Genomic DNA, 13,258 nt, shown 5'->3' with positions numbered 1-13,258 from the left:
GTCTCATAAAGAGCCTGTCGCAAACCGCGGCGGGCTTTCTCTTTGCGCAGAAATCAGAAAAATATCCTGGCGATGCGTCGTCGCAAAACAGCAGCCCGGACTTAATCTGACCGCGTCTCGGCCAGCCCTTTTCAGACGCCGGCGAAAACCCGTCAAGCCATCTTTTGCCGAGTGTCGCCACTCGAATTCATAAAGGTGGTTCGTGATTTTAAAGCGCGTCGCGCTGAAACGGATTCAAGCGACGCGCTTTAAGTCTTTGTCTTGATGCGTGTCGTTGTCCCAGAACCGCAGCACACTTCTGGGCGACATGCACTAGAACAATGGGTTGTGGCCAGAATCTCAGTCGCTGAGCACGCTCAGAACTTGTAGCTGAGGTTGATGCCGACCGTGTTCAGCTTCACGTCCTGATCGCGGTCGTTGAAGGGTTCCGGCACGTCATAGTGCTCGGAGCCGAAATCATAGTAGCGATACTGCGCGCCGACGATGAACTTGTCGGTCAGCGCGTAGTCGACGCCGGCACCCACGGTCCAGCCGACGTTCGTGCGCGTGCTGGCGAATGACGCCCCCGCGACTTGCGACGTTTCGATGCCGGCAAAAGCGACGCCGCCAACGCCATAGACCAGCAGGCGGTCCATGGCGAACCCCGCCTTGGCGTTGACCGACCCGAACCACTTGATGTCGGTGCCAAATATGCTTCCAAGGCCAGATTCCGCCTTGCCGTCGATCGAGGAATAGTTGAGCTCCGCCTCGGCGCCGATAACCGCCTGGTCGAACTGCCAGAGGCCAGCGACATGGCCGCCGACGAAACCGCCGTCAATGTCGGGCGTGATGGCAAACGGCGCGTCTTCCGTCACTGATATGTCGGATTGGCCCCAGCCATAGCCGGCCTGCAGGCCGGCGTAGTAGCCGGTCCAGTCGAAGCCCGGTTCGGTCATCGGCACTGCCATAGGGTCGGCGGCAAAAGCCGGCGCGGCCAGAACAATCAGCGCACTTGCGAACGTCAGGCGACGCATTGAGTTCTCCGAAATGGCGGTTCAGAAGACGTCTTGCCGGAAGGTAACCCTATTCGCCGCAAAACGGAACCCATTGTTCAACAATCGAAATACGCCTGTTGCTGCGCGCTATTCTCTATTTGGCGTCGATGAAGTCCAGCGCCGCCTGACTGTATTCGTCCGGCGCCTGCAGCATGGCGAAATGACTGGCATTGGGCAGGATGATGAGCTTGGCGCCCGGAATGACGGAGGCCATGTATTCTGTGTGTTCGCGCTTGATCGCCTCGTCATGATCGCCGGCAACGATCGCGGTCGGCGTGGTGATCTTGCCGAGCTGTTCCTTGGTCCAGGCCGGCTCCGACTCCCACATATGGCTGATCTGCGCCACGAAGGCATCGTACTGGTCGGGAGTCTTCGACATCTTCTTGTAGTCGCGGCCAGAACGGTCGATGTAGGCGGCAAAGGTCTTGTTGGTCATCACGCCGGGATCGACGCCGTCGGTGGTGACATTGGCGGCTTGCGCAAAGAGCCTGGTCAGCCGCTCCGGATGATGCAGCGCGATGTCGATACCGATAATGCCGCCATCGCTCCAGCCGACAAGAGCGGTCTTGTCGATCTTGAGGTAGTCGAGCAGGGCCAGATAGTCGGACGCCATCAGGTCGTAGCCGTAAGGCTGTTCGGTGCGCGTGGATCGGCCGTGGCCGCGGGTGTCGGCGATAATCACCTTGTGGGTCTTGGACATCGTCGCCACCTGGCTTGCCCAGATATCGGCGTGGCCAAGACCGCCATGGATCAGGAGGATCGGATCCCCGGCGCCGAAAACGGCATAGGACATCTGGATGCCGTTGACCGGCGCATAGCCGCTCTGATCCGGTTTGGGCATCGCCGCCGGCTCCGGCAGCGTCAGCCAGCGCTCCTCGGCGGATGCAAAGCCGGCCGAGATCAGGAACAGGGTGACGAAGACGAACGCTTTCAGGAACCGGGCCATGACTTCACCTCAGGAGGTTTCGTCCTCGGGTCGTTTCGGCCTCGGACGATTGCGAAGGTCGATTTAACAGTTTTCCCGTCTGCGGAGTCAACGAACGGGGTTTCGGGCTGGCGGCGTGAATTGAAAATTCAATCCGTGCCGCCCGCCGCAACGCGTCCGGTTCCGCCTGTGACGGCAATCGCAACAAAAAACCCGCCTCGCGGCGGGTCATTGGCGCAAATCAGCACCATGTAAAAAACTATAGCATAAGTGCCGGCACAAATATACCTCGCCGAACGGATTTCGCCCGCAATCGCTGGTCAAAGCCATGCCGGCTTGGCACAGTCGGGCAAACAGGAGTCTCCTATGGCAAAGACCGCGCACGCGACGAAACCCAGGCCTTGGACCGAGATGGCAACGCATCTGGTCGATGTCGCGACCGGCCGCAAGCCGGCCGATCTCGTCATTCGCAACGGCCGCTGGGTAAATGTGCATTCGGGCGAGATCATCGCCGGCACCGACATCGCCATTGCCGGTGGTCGCTTTGCCTATTGCGGGCCGAATGCCAGCCACGCCATCGGCCAGGGCACCAAGGTGGTCGACGCCGGCGGCCGCTATCTCGTACCCGGCCTTTGCGATGCGCATATGCATGTCGAGAGCGGCATGGTGACGGTGACCGAGTTCTGCCGGGCCGTCATCCCGCATGGCACCACCTCGATGTTCATCGACCCGCATGAGATCGCCAATGTGCTGGGGCTTCCCGGTGTGCGGCTGATGCATGACGAAGCTGTCGCCATGCCCATCAACGTGCACGTCCAGATGCCGTCCTGCGTGCCGTCGGCACCCGGGCTGGAACATGCCGGCGCCGAACTGACGGTTGCCGACGTCACTGAAGCGATGACCTGGGAGAACATCATCGGGCTCGGCGAGGTGATGAATTTCCCCGGTGTCGCCGCCAACGATCCGGTGATGTCGGGCGAGATCGCTGCGACGGTCAAGGCCGGCAAGACGGTCGGCGGCCACTATGCCTCGCGCGATCTTGGCCTGCCGTTCCACGGCTATGTCGCCGGCGGTCCGGAGGACGACCATGAGGGTACGCGCGCCGAGGATGCGATCGCGCGCGTGCGCCAGGGCATGAAGGCGATGCTCAGGCTCGGCTCGGCTTGGTATGATGTCGCCTCGCAGATCAAGGCGGTGACGGAGAGCGGGCTCGACCCGCGCAATTTCATCCTGTGCACCGACGACAGCCATTCCGGCACGCTGGTGCATGAAGGCCATATGGACCGGGTGGTGCGCCACGCCATCCAACAGGGGCTGAAGCCGGTGACGGCGATCCAGATGGCGACGCTCAACACCGCCCAGCATTTCAAGCTTGAGCGCGAGATCGGTTCGATCGCGCCGGGACGGCTGGCCGACCTGCTGATCGTCTCCGATCTCGCCGCCATGACCATCGACGAGGTCTATGGCCGCGGCGCCAGGCTGGCCAAGGCCGGCAAGCTCGAGATCGACATTCCGGCCTATGACTATCCGAAGACGGCCAAGAACACGGTCAAGCTCGGCAAGAAGCTCAAGGCAGGCGACTTCGATATTGTAGCGCCCAAGGGCGCCAATGAGGTGAGGGTGCGGGTCATCGGCGTCATCGAGAACCAGGCGCCGACGCGGGCGCTGGAGGCAGACCTGCCGGTCGAGGACGGGCTGGTCGCCATGGACCGCCGCAACGACATCTGCCAGATCGCACTGGTCGAGCGCCACAAGGGTACGGGCGGCGTCACCAACGCCTTCGTCTCCGGCTTCGGCTATATGGGCGACTGCGCCATGGCCTCCAGCGTGGCGCATGACGCCCACCACATCATCTGCGTCGGCACCAACAAGGAAGACATGGCGCTGGCCGTCAACCGGCTGGGCGAGGTCGGTGGCGGCGTGGTGCTGTTTTCAAAGGGCAAGGAACTGGCGCTGGTTGAAATGCCGATCGCCGGGCTGATGTCGGACGAGCGTGCCGAAATCGTCGCCGCCAAGGCCGAGAAGCTGACCGACGCGATGCGCAAGATGGGTTGCTCGCTCAATAACGCCTACATGCAGCACTCGCTGCTGGCGCTGGTGGTCATCCCGGAGCTGAGGATTTCCGATGTCGGGCTGATCGACGTGACGACGTTCCAGAAGGTCGACCTTTTTATCTGACGGATCCGGCTGTCATCCGCCGGTGGCGATGGTCAGCACCTTGAACGGGGTGGTGATGACGACTTCGGCGACAGAGCCAACGGCCTTGCCGAGACCCTGGCCGATATTGTTGAGCTGGGCCGGATCGGGTTCATCAGAGGCGAGGCCGGCCGGCGTGCGCAGGCGGTTGCCGAGCAGTTGCACCAGGATCGGATTGTCGGCGAATTTGGCGTGGTTCAGGCGGTCGCCGCCCTTGGTCTGGCTGAGGTCGACCACCGACACGCCATAGCTGGCGAGGTCGGCGGCGTTGCCATAGTCGCCGACGCGCGGCTTGTCGCCCGAAATGATCGAAGACAGTTTTAACGCGCGATCGTCGGCGGAGAGCAGGATGGCGAACGGCTTGTCGGGTTTGCCGTAGCGGATCATCTGCTTCTTGAAGACGTCGACATCGATGTCGGGTGAGGCGAGGACGACATAGCCGAGCTTGCCGCCGAGATCGCGGTCGCCGGTGATGGCGAGCTGGCGCAGCGCCTCCATCGTCACCCAGGTGCCCATCGAGTGGGCGATGACGTCGATGCTCTTGACCTTTGTCTTGGCCAGCATCCTGAGCGTCGCCTCGAGGTCGTCGCGGGCGGCGTTGGCGCTTTCCTTGTCGTAGATATACCCCGTGGTCTTGCCGCTCGAAGCCCAGGAAAACAGCACCGGCGTGCCCGGATATTTGGTGTCGTGGGCGATCTGCGTCAGCCGGTAGACGCCGTCGTCGAAACCGTTGTTGAAACCGTGCACGAAGACCAGGGCGCGGTCGCCGTTCATAGCGATGTTGGCGCCGACAGCCTTGGCGAATTGCGAGGCGTCGCCATAGTGGACGACGTCGGTGGCGGTGAACTGCCTGGCCGGGTTGGAGTTGGCCGAACCCTTGGCGCGCTCGATGGCGCCGAGCTGGTGAACCTTCGGCACGGTGACGTCGACGCGGGCGTAGTTGGTGGTCAGCGAACGGTCGCCGTCGAACACCTGGCGAGGATCCTTGGTCGCCGGCTGGCGGGTGGTCGCAACGAAGATTTCGTGCGTGGCCGCGATGTCGGAGGCAGGCACCGACACCATTGTCTTGTTCAGGAGGTCATGCGTGTTCTGGCCGGCGCAGCCGGCCACAGCGAGCGCGAACGCAAGGACGAGGACGGTCTTCCAACGCACGTTCACGCGGGCTCCTCCCGCTGGCGCATGGCGCCGATTTCAATGTCGATAGAGGCAGAGACCGGCCCGGTCCAGTTGAAAGTGATCCGGGCGCCCCGCATTTGCGAACTCACGCGGCAACAGTAGCCGCAGGGCAACAGCCTATTGTCCGAGCGCGCTGATGCGGTCGGTCACCGTCTGGTCGCTGGCAAAGCCGTCATCCTCGCGCAGCCGCTGGCCGATCATCTTCACCAGTTCGGGATTGTCGGCGAATTTGGTGTGATTGAAGCTGTCAACTCCCTTCACCTTGGAGAGGTCGACCACGGTGACGCCGTAGGCAGCGAGGTCGGCGGCATCCTTGTAGTCGCCGACGCGCGGCCGCGAGCCGGCGATCAGGCCGGAGAGCCTCAGCGCGCGGTCGTCGTCGGACAAAAGCAGGATGAACGGCTTGTCGGGCTTGCCGTAGCGGCGCATCTGGCTCTTGAACACGTCGACATCGATGTCGGGCGAGGCCAGCACCACATCGCCGAGCTTGCCGCCAAGATCGCGGTCGCCGGTGATGGCGAGCTGGCGCAGCGTTTCCATGGTGACCCAGGTTCCGAGCGAATGGGCGACGATGTCGATGCGCCGCGCGCCGGACTGCTGCAGCATGCGCAACGTCACTTCCAGCTGGTCGCGGGCAGCACTCGCACTTTCCTTGTCATAGACATAGTCGGTGGTCTTGGCGCCCGAGGCCCAAGAAAACAGCACCGGCGTGCCGGGATAGCCGGAATCGTGGACGATCTGGGTCAGGCGGTAGACGGCGTCGTCGAAGCCGGTGTTGTAGCCATGCACGAAGACCATGACGCGGCCGCCGCGCGCGGCGATATCGGCGTTGAGCGCGGCGGAAAATTTCGGCTGCGCATCGTAGCCGATAACCTCGGAAGCCATGAAATACTTCGCCGGGTCGTTGGACTTGCCGCGCGAGCGGCGTTCGATCTGGCCGGTCTGGTGGATGCCGGGAACGGTGACGTTGACGCGCGCATAGTTCAGCGTCGCCGAGCGCTCACCGTCGAAAACCTTGTTGGGATCGTCGGATTTCTTGCGTGTCGTGGTGATGAAGATCGAGTGATTGCCCGAAATTTCGGTCACCGGCGTGGACATGACGGCACTGCCGAGCAGTTCCTCGGCTTTGCGGCCGCCGCAGCCGGCGATCAACAGGGCAAGTGCAAGAATGCAAATCGTCTTCAAACGCACGTCAAAAGTTCCAATCGAGCCCAAAAAGGGCCGTACACCCTCCGCGACACCTCCCGGACAGTGAGAGTGCGGCGGAAGTAAGTCGTGTCCAGCCTAAATGCGTTCAGCGCCGGGTGACGGCCATCGCACTGTTGCGCGAAAGCCAAAATGGCGGCAGGAACGCCGGGATGTTGGAGAAGGGCAGCACTTCGGGCTTCAGCCTGATGCCGAGCACTTCGCCCATGAAGGCGCGGCGCGCCTCGATCCGGCGCCAGGCTTCGGGATAGCGGGCCGCGATTTCCTCGCGTAAGGCCTGGTCGGCGAGCGCAATGCCATCCTCGATGTTGGTGGTGAAATAACTGGTTCCGGTCGCCGGAATGATGTCGACCTGCAGCGCCATGCCCGATCGCAGCTTGATGTCCGAACCGGAAAACACCGGCGAATGCATCCATTCGTCGATATGGACGAGATGGCCGGGATTGAGCGAGACGCCGAAGAATGGATCGCCGATGCGGTCATGCACGGCTTTCCATAGGGCACCGCCGGCAACGCCAATGCCGACAGTCTCGTACCAATCGACGACGGCGGCGAAATAGGGCGCGACCAGTCTGTCGACATAGTCGCTTATTTCCTTGGGAAGCTCCGCCGCACTCTCGACCAGGAAGCCGGCACGAGCGTTGAGCGAGCCCTGGATGCCATAGGCCATGGTGATGGGGTCGCCGCGCTTGATAATGTCGAGGCGGGGGCTCGGCAGTCCATAGGCCGCGCGCTTGCCGGCGGACAGCATCGGGTGGCAGCACAGGGGCAGGCCGTTGATGCCCATCAGTCGGGCCGCCTGCAATTCGCTCATGCCAGGTTCGATGCCGCTGAGCACGTTGCGCAGGCCTTGCGAGGAAAAGGTCGCGGCGAATTCGAAGGATGCCAGCTGGTCGGCCTCGTTGATGGCGCGCAGACCATCCGTCGGGTTCATCAGAAGGTTGGCGGCATTGACCACCGCGCCCTTGTCGCCGGCCAGTGTGCGCAACGTGTCGGCGATGAAGGACGGCAGGTCGAGCGTCGTCTCGCCAAACCCGCCATCGCCGGGGCCGAACGGCTTCCAGCCGATGGCGCCGATCTTCTGGCCGGTCGTCAGGCCGCAGGCGGCAAGCGTGTCGGACAGGGAGGCGGAACGGTCGCGTGGCTGCGCCGGCAAAGAGAAGGTCTGGTAGAGAACGCGCTCATAGGGCCCGTCGCAGATCTCGGCATATCCCCAGCCCTCATTGCCGACGAGAAGTTTTGGCTGTTTTCCGGGAACGATGACCAGCAGCGTCTCTTCGAAACGCGGGTCGTAACCACTGAGATAAGCGACATTGGCCGCATGCTCGCGGTCGCCGTAGACGGCGAAGGCGTCGAGCCCGGCCTCGGCGCCGCGCGCCAGCAGAGCCTCGATGCGCGCCTCGCAGGTTTGCCGCGCTAGCAGCGGCATGGTGGTCGGCTCGCCGAATTCAGGCAGCGCGACGGTCTTCAGGGCGACAGCCAAAACAGGCATGAAGATGGCTCCAATGAATTTCTTTCGGCGCGTCAAAGCGGCCGCGCCGCATCGGTGGCCGCAAACGGCGAATTGTGCAATAGGCTTGGCATTCCAACCACGTGATCACGGGCGCCATGAACAGTTTCTCCTCCCGCGTCGCCATTGCTGCCGCAGCGATCCGCGAAATCTTTCCCGAAACGCCGCTGCAGGAAAACGACTATCTGTCGAAGAAGACCGGGGCGCGAGTGCTTCTGAAGCGCGAGGATCTTTCGCCGGTGCGATCCTACAAGATCCGCGGCGCCTTCAATTTCTTCCGCAAGGCGCTGGCCGCCGGCAACCAGGCCGAGCTGTTCGTCTGCGCCTCGGCCGGCAACCATGCACAGGGCTTTGCTTTCGTGTGCCGCCATTTCGGCAAAAAAGGCGTGGTCTTCATGCCGGTGACGACACCGCAGCAGAAGATCGACAAGACGCGGCTGTTCGGTGGTGATTTTGTCGAAATCCGGCTGGTCGGCGATTTCTTCGACGATTGCTACCGCGCCGCCTTCGAATTCACCGAAAGTTCGGGCGCGCATATGGTGCCGCCCTTCGACCACAAGGATATCATCGAGGGGCAGGCCACCGTTGCCTATGAGATCGCCGACCAGATGCCCGGTGCGCGCATGCCCGACATCATCATGCTGCCGGTCGGCGGCGGTGGTCTCGCCGCCGGGGTGACGCACTATTTCGCCGACCAGCAGCGCGAAGCCCGCTACGTCTTCTGTGAGCCTGCCGGGGCGCCGAGCCTGCATGAGAGCCTGGCCAGCGGCAAGCGTATCAAGCTCGCCAATGTCGACAATTTCGTCGACGGAGCGGCGGTGGCCGAGATCGGCCGCGAGCCGTTGCGCCACCTCAAGGAGTTCGCCGCTGACGCCGTGCGGCTGATCCCGGAAAACCGACTCTGCGCCACCATGATCGAAATGCTCAACATCGAAGGCGTGGTGCTGGAGCCGGCCGGCGCGCTGGCGATCGATGCGCTGAAGGATTTTTCGCGGAAGGAGATCCGCGGCAAGACCATCGTCGCCGTGGTGTCGGGCGGCAATTTCGATTTCGAGCGGCTGCCCGACGTGAAGGAGCGGGCGCTGCGCTTCGAGGGCCTGAAGAAATACTTCATCATCCGTTTCCCGCAGCGGCCCGGCGCGCTGCGCGACTTCTTGGAAATGCTCGGTCCTGACGACGACATTGCCCGCTTCGAATATCTGAAGAAATCGGCGCGCAATTTCGGTTCGGTGCTGATCGGCATCGAAACCAAGGACCGGCGCAATTTCGACCTGCTGAAGGCGAATTTCGAGGCCGAGGGCGTCCACTATCAGGACATCACCGACAACGAGACCCTGGCGGGGTTCATCATATGAGCGCCACGGTCTTTGTTGCGCTGTTTTCCGGCATCAATGTCGGCGGCAACCGCATCGTCAAGATGGCGGAGTTGCGGGCGTTTTTCGAAGAACTCGGCTTCACCGACGTCGCCAGCTACGTGCAGAGCGGCAATGTCGTGTTCCGCGCCAAGAAGGGCGATGCAGCCGCGCTGACGAAGCAGATCGAAGCTGCCTTCGAGAAGAAATGGGGCTTTCATTCGCGCATCATGGTGCGCGACCTCGGCTGGTTCGAACGGCTGGTGAGTGAAAATCCCTATCCGGAAGTTGCCGGCGATCCGACCAAGCTGCACGCCTACACGCTGGAGCGCCAGCCGACGGCGGACGAGATCGCCAGGCTTGCCGAAAAGTGCACCGGGCCTGAAAGCTTCGAGGTCAAGGGCGACGTGCTTTACCTCAAAGCGCCGGACGGACTTGGCAAATCGGTGTTCGCCAACCTTATTCCACGCGTGCTGAAAGTGCCGGGCACCGCGCGCAACTGGCGTTCAGTGCTGGCGCTGCTGGAGATGGCCGGCCAGGCCGGCGCAAAATAGAGTTATGCCGTCGGCGCGTGCTTCCAGTCGAAGATGAGCTCTTCGCGGAAAGCAAAACGCTTGATGTGATCGGCAACCACGCTTTCCAGGCGCTCCAGCGATCCAGCTTCATCCGTCGACACGGTGATATGCAGCGCTGCCGCATCGGCATCGAGAACCGTGCGGCCGAGCGACAGATCGATGGTGCCATGGTTCGGATCGAACTCGACGGGAAATTTGTGTGCCCAGTGCTTGCACAGCTGCTGCAGATAGCGGCTGGCATAGGCGGTGGTGACATCGACACGGCTCGTCGGCATGAATGAATTCTCCCGGACGGAGCGCTGGCTTTGGCTGGCTGGCGCATCAGGCAGGTAAATAGGTGCGGTCGCTCGAAATGGCAAAGGCGGCCGGCTTGGTCGCGCGGCCGCCTCGCTCAAGATGGCGTGATCGCTACCAGGTGCCGGTGTTGGGCATCGAGGCCCACGGCTCGGCCTTGGGCTTGGCCGGTCCCTTCTGCAGCAGCTCGAACGAGATGCCATCCGGCGACTTGACGAAGGCCATGTTGCCGTCGCGCGGCGGCCGATTGATGATGACGCCATTGTCCATCAGATGCTGGCAGGTGGCGTAGATGTCGTCGACCTCATAGGCGAGGTGGCCGAAATTGCGGCCGCCCTTATATTCCTCCGGATCCCAATTGTAGGTCAGCTCGATCAGCGGTGCCTTTTCGGCGATGCCGCTCTCTACGTCCTCGGAGGCGGCGAGGAAGATCAGGGTGAAGCGGCCCTGCTCGTTTTCGTAGCGGCGCACTTCCTTCAGGCCGAGCTTGTTGACATAGAAATCGAGCGAGACATCGACGTCGGCGACACGGACCATTGTGTGGAGGTAGCGCATAGGATTTCCTCGGGGATGTTTGGGTTGCGAGGCAACATAGGGTCCACCCCGCCGAAGGGCAACGAGCATCGGACCGAAAAGGCGGTCGCCGGTTTTGGAAAAGTCAGATTGCTCTGACAAAAGCGTCGGGCGCAAGTGGTTGCCGATTCTGGCCAAATCCTGCGCAAATTGCCGACCGGTTGACGCCTGGACAGATCGTCATTGCGGCCGGCAGCAACGCCGGCAAACAACAAATCAGCTATTCTTGTATCCAACCGTGAAAAAAGGCACGTCAGGTCTTGCACACCCCGGAAGCGGCGGTGTTAATCTGATGTCAAGAATCACTTGCGGTTTTCTTAAAAAAAGGGGGCGTTCTTATGGGGGATAGGGCCTCTTTCACGAGGCGGGATGAGAACCTTGACGACGCCCTGAAGCGCGACAGCGGCGGCGATACCGCCGATCTGGTCGAAATCGCCGGCGCCATCAAATGGTTCGACGTGGCCAAGGGCTACGGATTCATCCTTCCCGATGATGGTTCTTCGGGCGACATCCTCCTCCATGTGACCTGCCTTCGAAAGGACGGTTTCCAGACGGCGTTGGAGGGCGCGCGTGTCGTGTGCCTCGTCAAGCATGGCGACCGCGGCTTGCAGGCGTTCCGGGTGCTGTCCATGGACACCACCACCGCGATCCATCCGGCCGAGATGCAGGAACAGCGCACCCACGTGTCGGTGACGCCGGAAAGCGGTCTCGAACGGGCGCTGGTGAAGTGGTTCAACCGCACCAAGGGCTTCGGCTTCCTGACCAGGGGCGAGGGCACCGAGGATATCTTCGTCCATATGGAGACGCTGCGCCGCTACGGCATCACCGAACTCAGGCCCGGGCAGGTTGTTCTGGTGCGCTTCGGACGCGGTGACAAAGGCCTTATGGCTGCCGAGATTCACCCTGATATGGGCACTTTGCCGGTCGCGCATTAGGACGTTAGCCATCCCGAAGGATTCGGGACGGCTCTCTTTCCTTGTTTTCTTGGTTTCACCACGATCTTATCCGAATACCTGAGACCACTTTTTTGGGATCAGGGTTTCCGGTCGAGGATTTCAGATGGCGCACAGGAACTGGCTGACTGCGGGCGCGCTCTGCGTCATCGTTGCGGTGGCCGCCGGCGCCTATTTCTATTCGGGGCGGCCGACCGCATCCCAGCAGGCTCCCGCCGGCGACAGCCAGGCGATGATCCTTCCCGTCGATCCGACACCCCTGGTGGTGGCGACGAAAGGCGGAGACAAATCCTTCACCATCGAAGTCGCGAACACCGAAGCGGAGCGCGAGGCCGGCCTGATGTATCGCCAGGACATGGCGGACGACCATGGCATGCTGTTCGTCTTCGAGATGCAGAAGCAGGTCGGCTTCTGGATGCGCAACACGCCGATGCCGCTCGACCTGATCTTTGTCGGCCAGGACGGCAAGATCCGGGCGGTCAAGCATGGCGAGCCTCAATCGGACGCGGTCATTTCACCGGGTGTACCGGTGCGCTTCGTGCTTGAGCTCAAGGCCGGCACCGCCGCCAAAAACGGCATCGAATATGGCGATCTGCTGCGCCATCCGGCCGTTGGCACGGTGCCCGGGCCTGGCATGCCGCCAGCGGACAAGGGCGATTCGCCCACGCCCGGCGCCGGCTGAGCGGCGTCGATGCAGTTCTTTTCGCATGACGGGTTCGATCTCGCCTTCCTCGACCGCCAGCCGGCGTCGGGCGAGGGCGATCCGGTGCTGATGATCCACGGCTTCGCCTCCAGCCACTATGTCAACTGGGTTTCACCGGGCTGGTTCAAGACGCTGAACGACGCCGGCTACCGCGCCATCGCTTTCGACAATCGCGGCCATGGCTCGTCGTCGAAGAGCTATGACGAGGCCGATTACACGCCGGCCAAGATGGCCTCGGATGCGGCAGCGCTGCTCGACCATCTCGGCATCGATCGTGCGCATGTCATGGGCTATTCGATGGGCGCGCGCATCTCGGCGTTCCTGGCGCTATCCGATCCGGACAAGGTGGCGACGCTGGTCTTCGGCGGCCTCGGCATCGGCATGGTCGATGGCGTCGGCGACTGGGACCCGATCGCCGAAGCGCTGCTGGCCGATGATCCGGCCGCCACCAGCCATCCACGCGGACGCTCGTTTCGCGCCTTTGCCGATCAGACGCGCAGCGACCGCCGGGCGCTGGCGGCCTGCATCGCAAAGTCGCGTGAATTGCTCAGCGAAGATGACATGACGCGCATCGCCCGACCGACGCTGATTGCGGTGGGGACGACAGACGATATCGGCGGTTCGCCCGACGAGCTTGCCGCGCTGATGCCGAACGCCAGGGCGTTTCACATCGAGGGCCGAGACCATATGCTGGCCGTCGGCGACAAGACCTTCAAGCAGCGCGTGTTGGAGTTTTATGCCGAAAATCCGCTCTGAGGCGG

At 62.5% G+C, this 13,258-nt stretch carries 13 protein-coding genes; 6 read left to right on the top strand and 7 right to left on the bottom strand.

The window, feature by feature from the left end; all coding sequences use genetic code 11:
* Window positions 1–356: 356 nt before the first annotated feature.
* Together FJV77_RS00495 and FJV77_RS00490 are read right to left on the bottom strand one after the other, a co-directional pair.
* Window positions 357–1,013, bottom strand: coding sequence for an outer membrane protein (locus FJV77_RS00495; protein ID WP_142864929.1), 657 nt, complete (start codon window positions 1,011–1,013; stop codon window positions 357–359).
* 115 nt (window positions 1,014–1,128) lie between these two features.
* Window positions 1,129–1,980, bottom strand: coding sequence for an alpha/beta hydrolase (locus tag FJV77_RS00490; protein WP_142864928.1), 852 nt, complete (start codon window positions 1,978–1,980; stop codon window positions 1,129–1,131).
* A 345-nt stretch (window positions 1,981–2,325) separates the two neighbouring features.
* On the opposite strand from FJV77_RS00490, the gene ade reads away from it, so the two are divergent.
* Window positions 2,326–4,137: an adenine deaminase gene (gene ade / locus FJV77_RS00485; RefSeq protein WP_142864927.1), complete on the top strand. Its 1,812-nt coding sequence runs from the start codon at window positions 2,326–2,328 to the stop codon at window positions 4,135–4,137.
* A gap of 12 nt (window positions 4,138–4,149) precedes the next feature.
* On the opposite strand, the gene FJV77_RS00480 is transcribed toward ade, so the two are convergent.
* From FJV77_RS00480 to FJV77_RS00470, 3 genes are all read right to left on the bottom strand, one after another.
* The gene (locus FJV77_RS00480) at window positions 4,150–5,313 is read right to left on the bottom strand and encodes an alpha/beta hydrolase (RefSeq protein WP_142864926.1); all 1,164 of its coding nucleotides are present in this window, start codon (window positions 5,311–5,313) and stop codon (window positions 4,150–4,152) included.
* Between the two features lie 135 nt (window positions 5,314–5,448).
* Window positions 5,449–6,522 carry an alpha/beta hydrolase gene (locus tag FJV77_RS00475; protein WP_142864925.1) on the bottom strand — a complete coding sequence of 358 codons (1,074 nt, stop codon included), beginning with the start codon at window positions 6,520–6,522 and terminating at the stop codon, window positions 5,449–5,451.
* 103 nt (window positions 6,523–6,625) lie between these two features.
* Window positions 6,626–8,029, bottom strand: a complete 1,404-nt coding sequence (locus FJV77_RS00470) for an aminopeptidase P family N-terminal domain-containing protein (protein ID WP_142864924.1) — start codon at window positions 8,027–8,029, stop codon at window positions 6,626–6,628.
* A gap of 116 nt (window positions 8,030–8,145) precedes the next feature.
* Here FJV77_RS00470 and ilvA point away from each other — a divergent pair, with 116 nt between their 5' ends.
* Both ilvA and FJV77_RS00460 read left to right on the top strand, forming a co-directional pair.
* Window positions 8,146–9,402, top strand: coding sequence for a threonine ammonia-lyase IlvA (ilvA, locus tag FJV77_RS00465; protein WP_142864923.1), 1,257 nt, complete (start codon window positions 8,146–8,148; stop codon window positions 9,400–9,402).
* Complete coding sequence (locus tag FJV77_RS00460) at window positions 9,399–9,953, top strand: DUF1697 domain-containing protein (protein ID WP_142864922.1); 555 nt, start codon at window positions 9,399–9,401, stop codon at window positions 9,951–9,953. Before ilvA ends, FJV77_RS00460 begins: the two co-directional genes overlap by 4 nt.
* A gap of 2 nt (window positions 9,954–9,955) precedes the next feature.
* Here FJV77_RS00460 and FJV77_RS00455 read toward each other — a convergent pair whose 3' ends face one another.
* Entirely contained in the window at window positions 9,956–10,249 is a 294-nt protein-coding gene (locus tag FJV77_RS00455; RefSeq protein WP_142864921.1) for a DUF2218 domain-containing protein, read from the bottom strand.
* Window positions 10,250–10,382: 133 nt separating this feature from the next.
* Window positions 10,383–10,823, bottom strand: a complete 441-nt coding sequence (locus FJV77_RS00450) for a VOC family protein (protein ID WP_142864920.1) — start codon at window positions 10,821–10,823, stop codon at window positions 10,383–10,385.
* Window positions 10,824–11,179: 356 nt separating this feature from the next.
* Between FJV77_RS00450 and FJV77_RS00445 the strand changes: the two genes are divergently transcribed.
* The 3 genes from FJV77_RS00445 (at window position 11,180) to FJV77_RS00435 (ending at window position 13,253) form a co-directional block, all read left to right on the top strand.
* Window positions 11,180–11,776, top strand: a complete 597-nt coding sequence (locus tag FJV77_RS00445) for a cold-shock protein (protein ID WP_112563409.1) — start codon at window positions 11,180–11,182, stop codon at window positions 11,774–11,776.
* Window positions 11,777–11,900: 124 nt separating this feature from the next.
* On the top strand, window positions 11,901–12,476 hold the full coding sequence (locus FJV77_RS00440) for a DUF192 domain-containing protein (RefSeq protein ID WP_142864919.1): 576 nt from the start codon (window positions 11,901–11,903) through the stop codon (window positions 12,474–12,476).
* Window positions 12,477–12,485: 9 nt separating this feature from the next.
* Entirely contained in the window at window positions 12,486–13,253 is a 768-nt protein-coding gene (locus FJV77_RS00435; RefSeq protein ID WP_142864918.1) for an alpha/beta hydrolase, read from the top strand.
* Window positions 13,254–13,258 lie beyond the last annotated feature (5 nt).

It is taken from the genome of Mesorhizobium sp. WSM4306, assembly GCF_007003975.1.
In the GTDB taxonomy this organism is placed as follows: domain Bacteria; phylum Pseudomonadota; class Alphaproteobacteria; order Rhizobiales; family Rhizobiaceae; genus Mesorhizobium.
The sequence above is the reverse complement of the archived record's forward strand: the minus strand, read 5'-3'. Positions and strand labels throughout refer to the sequence as shown.

What these genes read in the sequence shown, in the direction of transcription:
- FJV77_RS00495 (WP_142864929.1), bottom strand. Translation starts at nt 1,013, where the DNA reads ATGCGTCGCCTGACGTTCGCAAGTGCGCTGATTGTTCTGGCCGCGCCG.
- FJV77_RS00490 (WP_142864928.1), bottom strand. Translation starts at nt 1,980, where the DNA reads ATGGCCCGGTTCCTGAAAGCGTTCGTCTTCGTCACCCTGTTCCTGATC.
- ade (WP_142864927.1), top strand. Translation starts at nt 2,326, where the DNA reads ATGGCAAAGACCGCGCACGCGACGAAACCCAGGCCTTGGACCGAGATG.
- FJV77_RS00470 (WP_142864924.1), bottom strand. Translation starts at nt 8,029, where the DNA reads ATGCCTGTTTTGGCTGTCGCCCTGAAGACCGTCGCGCTGCCTGAATTC.
- ilvA (WP_142864923.1), top strand. Translation starts at nt 8,146, where the DNA reads ATGAACAGTTTCTCCTCCCGCGTCGCCATTGCTGCCGCAGCGATCCGC.
- FJV77_RS00460 (WP_142864922.1), top strand. Translation starts at nt 9,399, where the DNA reads ATGAGCGCCACGGTCTTTGTTGCGCTGTTTTCCGGCATCAATGTCGGC.
- FJV77_RS00455 (WP_142864921.1), bottom strand. Translation starts at nt 10,249, where the DNA reads ATGCCGACGAGCCGTGTCGATGTCACCACCGCCTATGCCAGCCGCTAT.
- FJV77_RS00450 (WP_142864920.1), bottom strand. Translation starts at nt 10,823, where the DNA reads ATGCGCTACCTCCACACAATGGTCCGTGTCGCCGACGTCGATGTCTCG.
- FJV77_RS00445 (WP_112563409.1), top strand. Translation starts at nt 11,180, where the DNA reads ATGGGGGATAGGGCCTCTTTCACGAGGCGGGATGAGAACCTTGACGAC.
- FJV77_RS00440 (WP_142864919.1), top strand. Translation starts at nt 11,901, where the DNA reads ATGGCGCACAGGAACTGGCTGACTGCGGGCGCGCTCTGCGTCATCGTT.
- FJV77_RS00435 (WP_142864918.1), top strand. Translation starts at nt 12,486, where the DNA reads ATGCAGTTCTTTTCGCATGACGGGTTCGATCTCGCCTTCCTCGACCGC.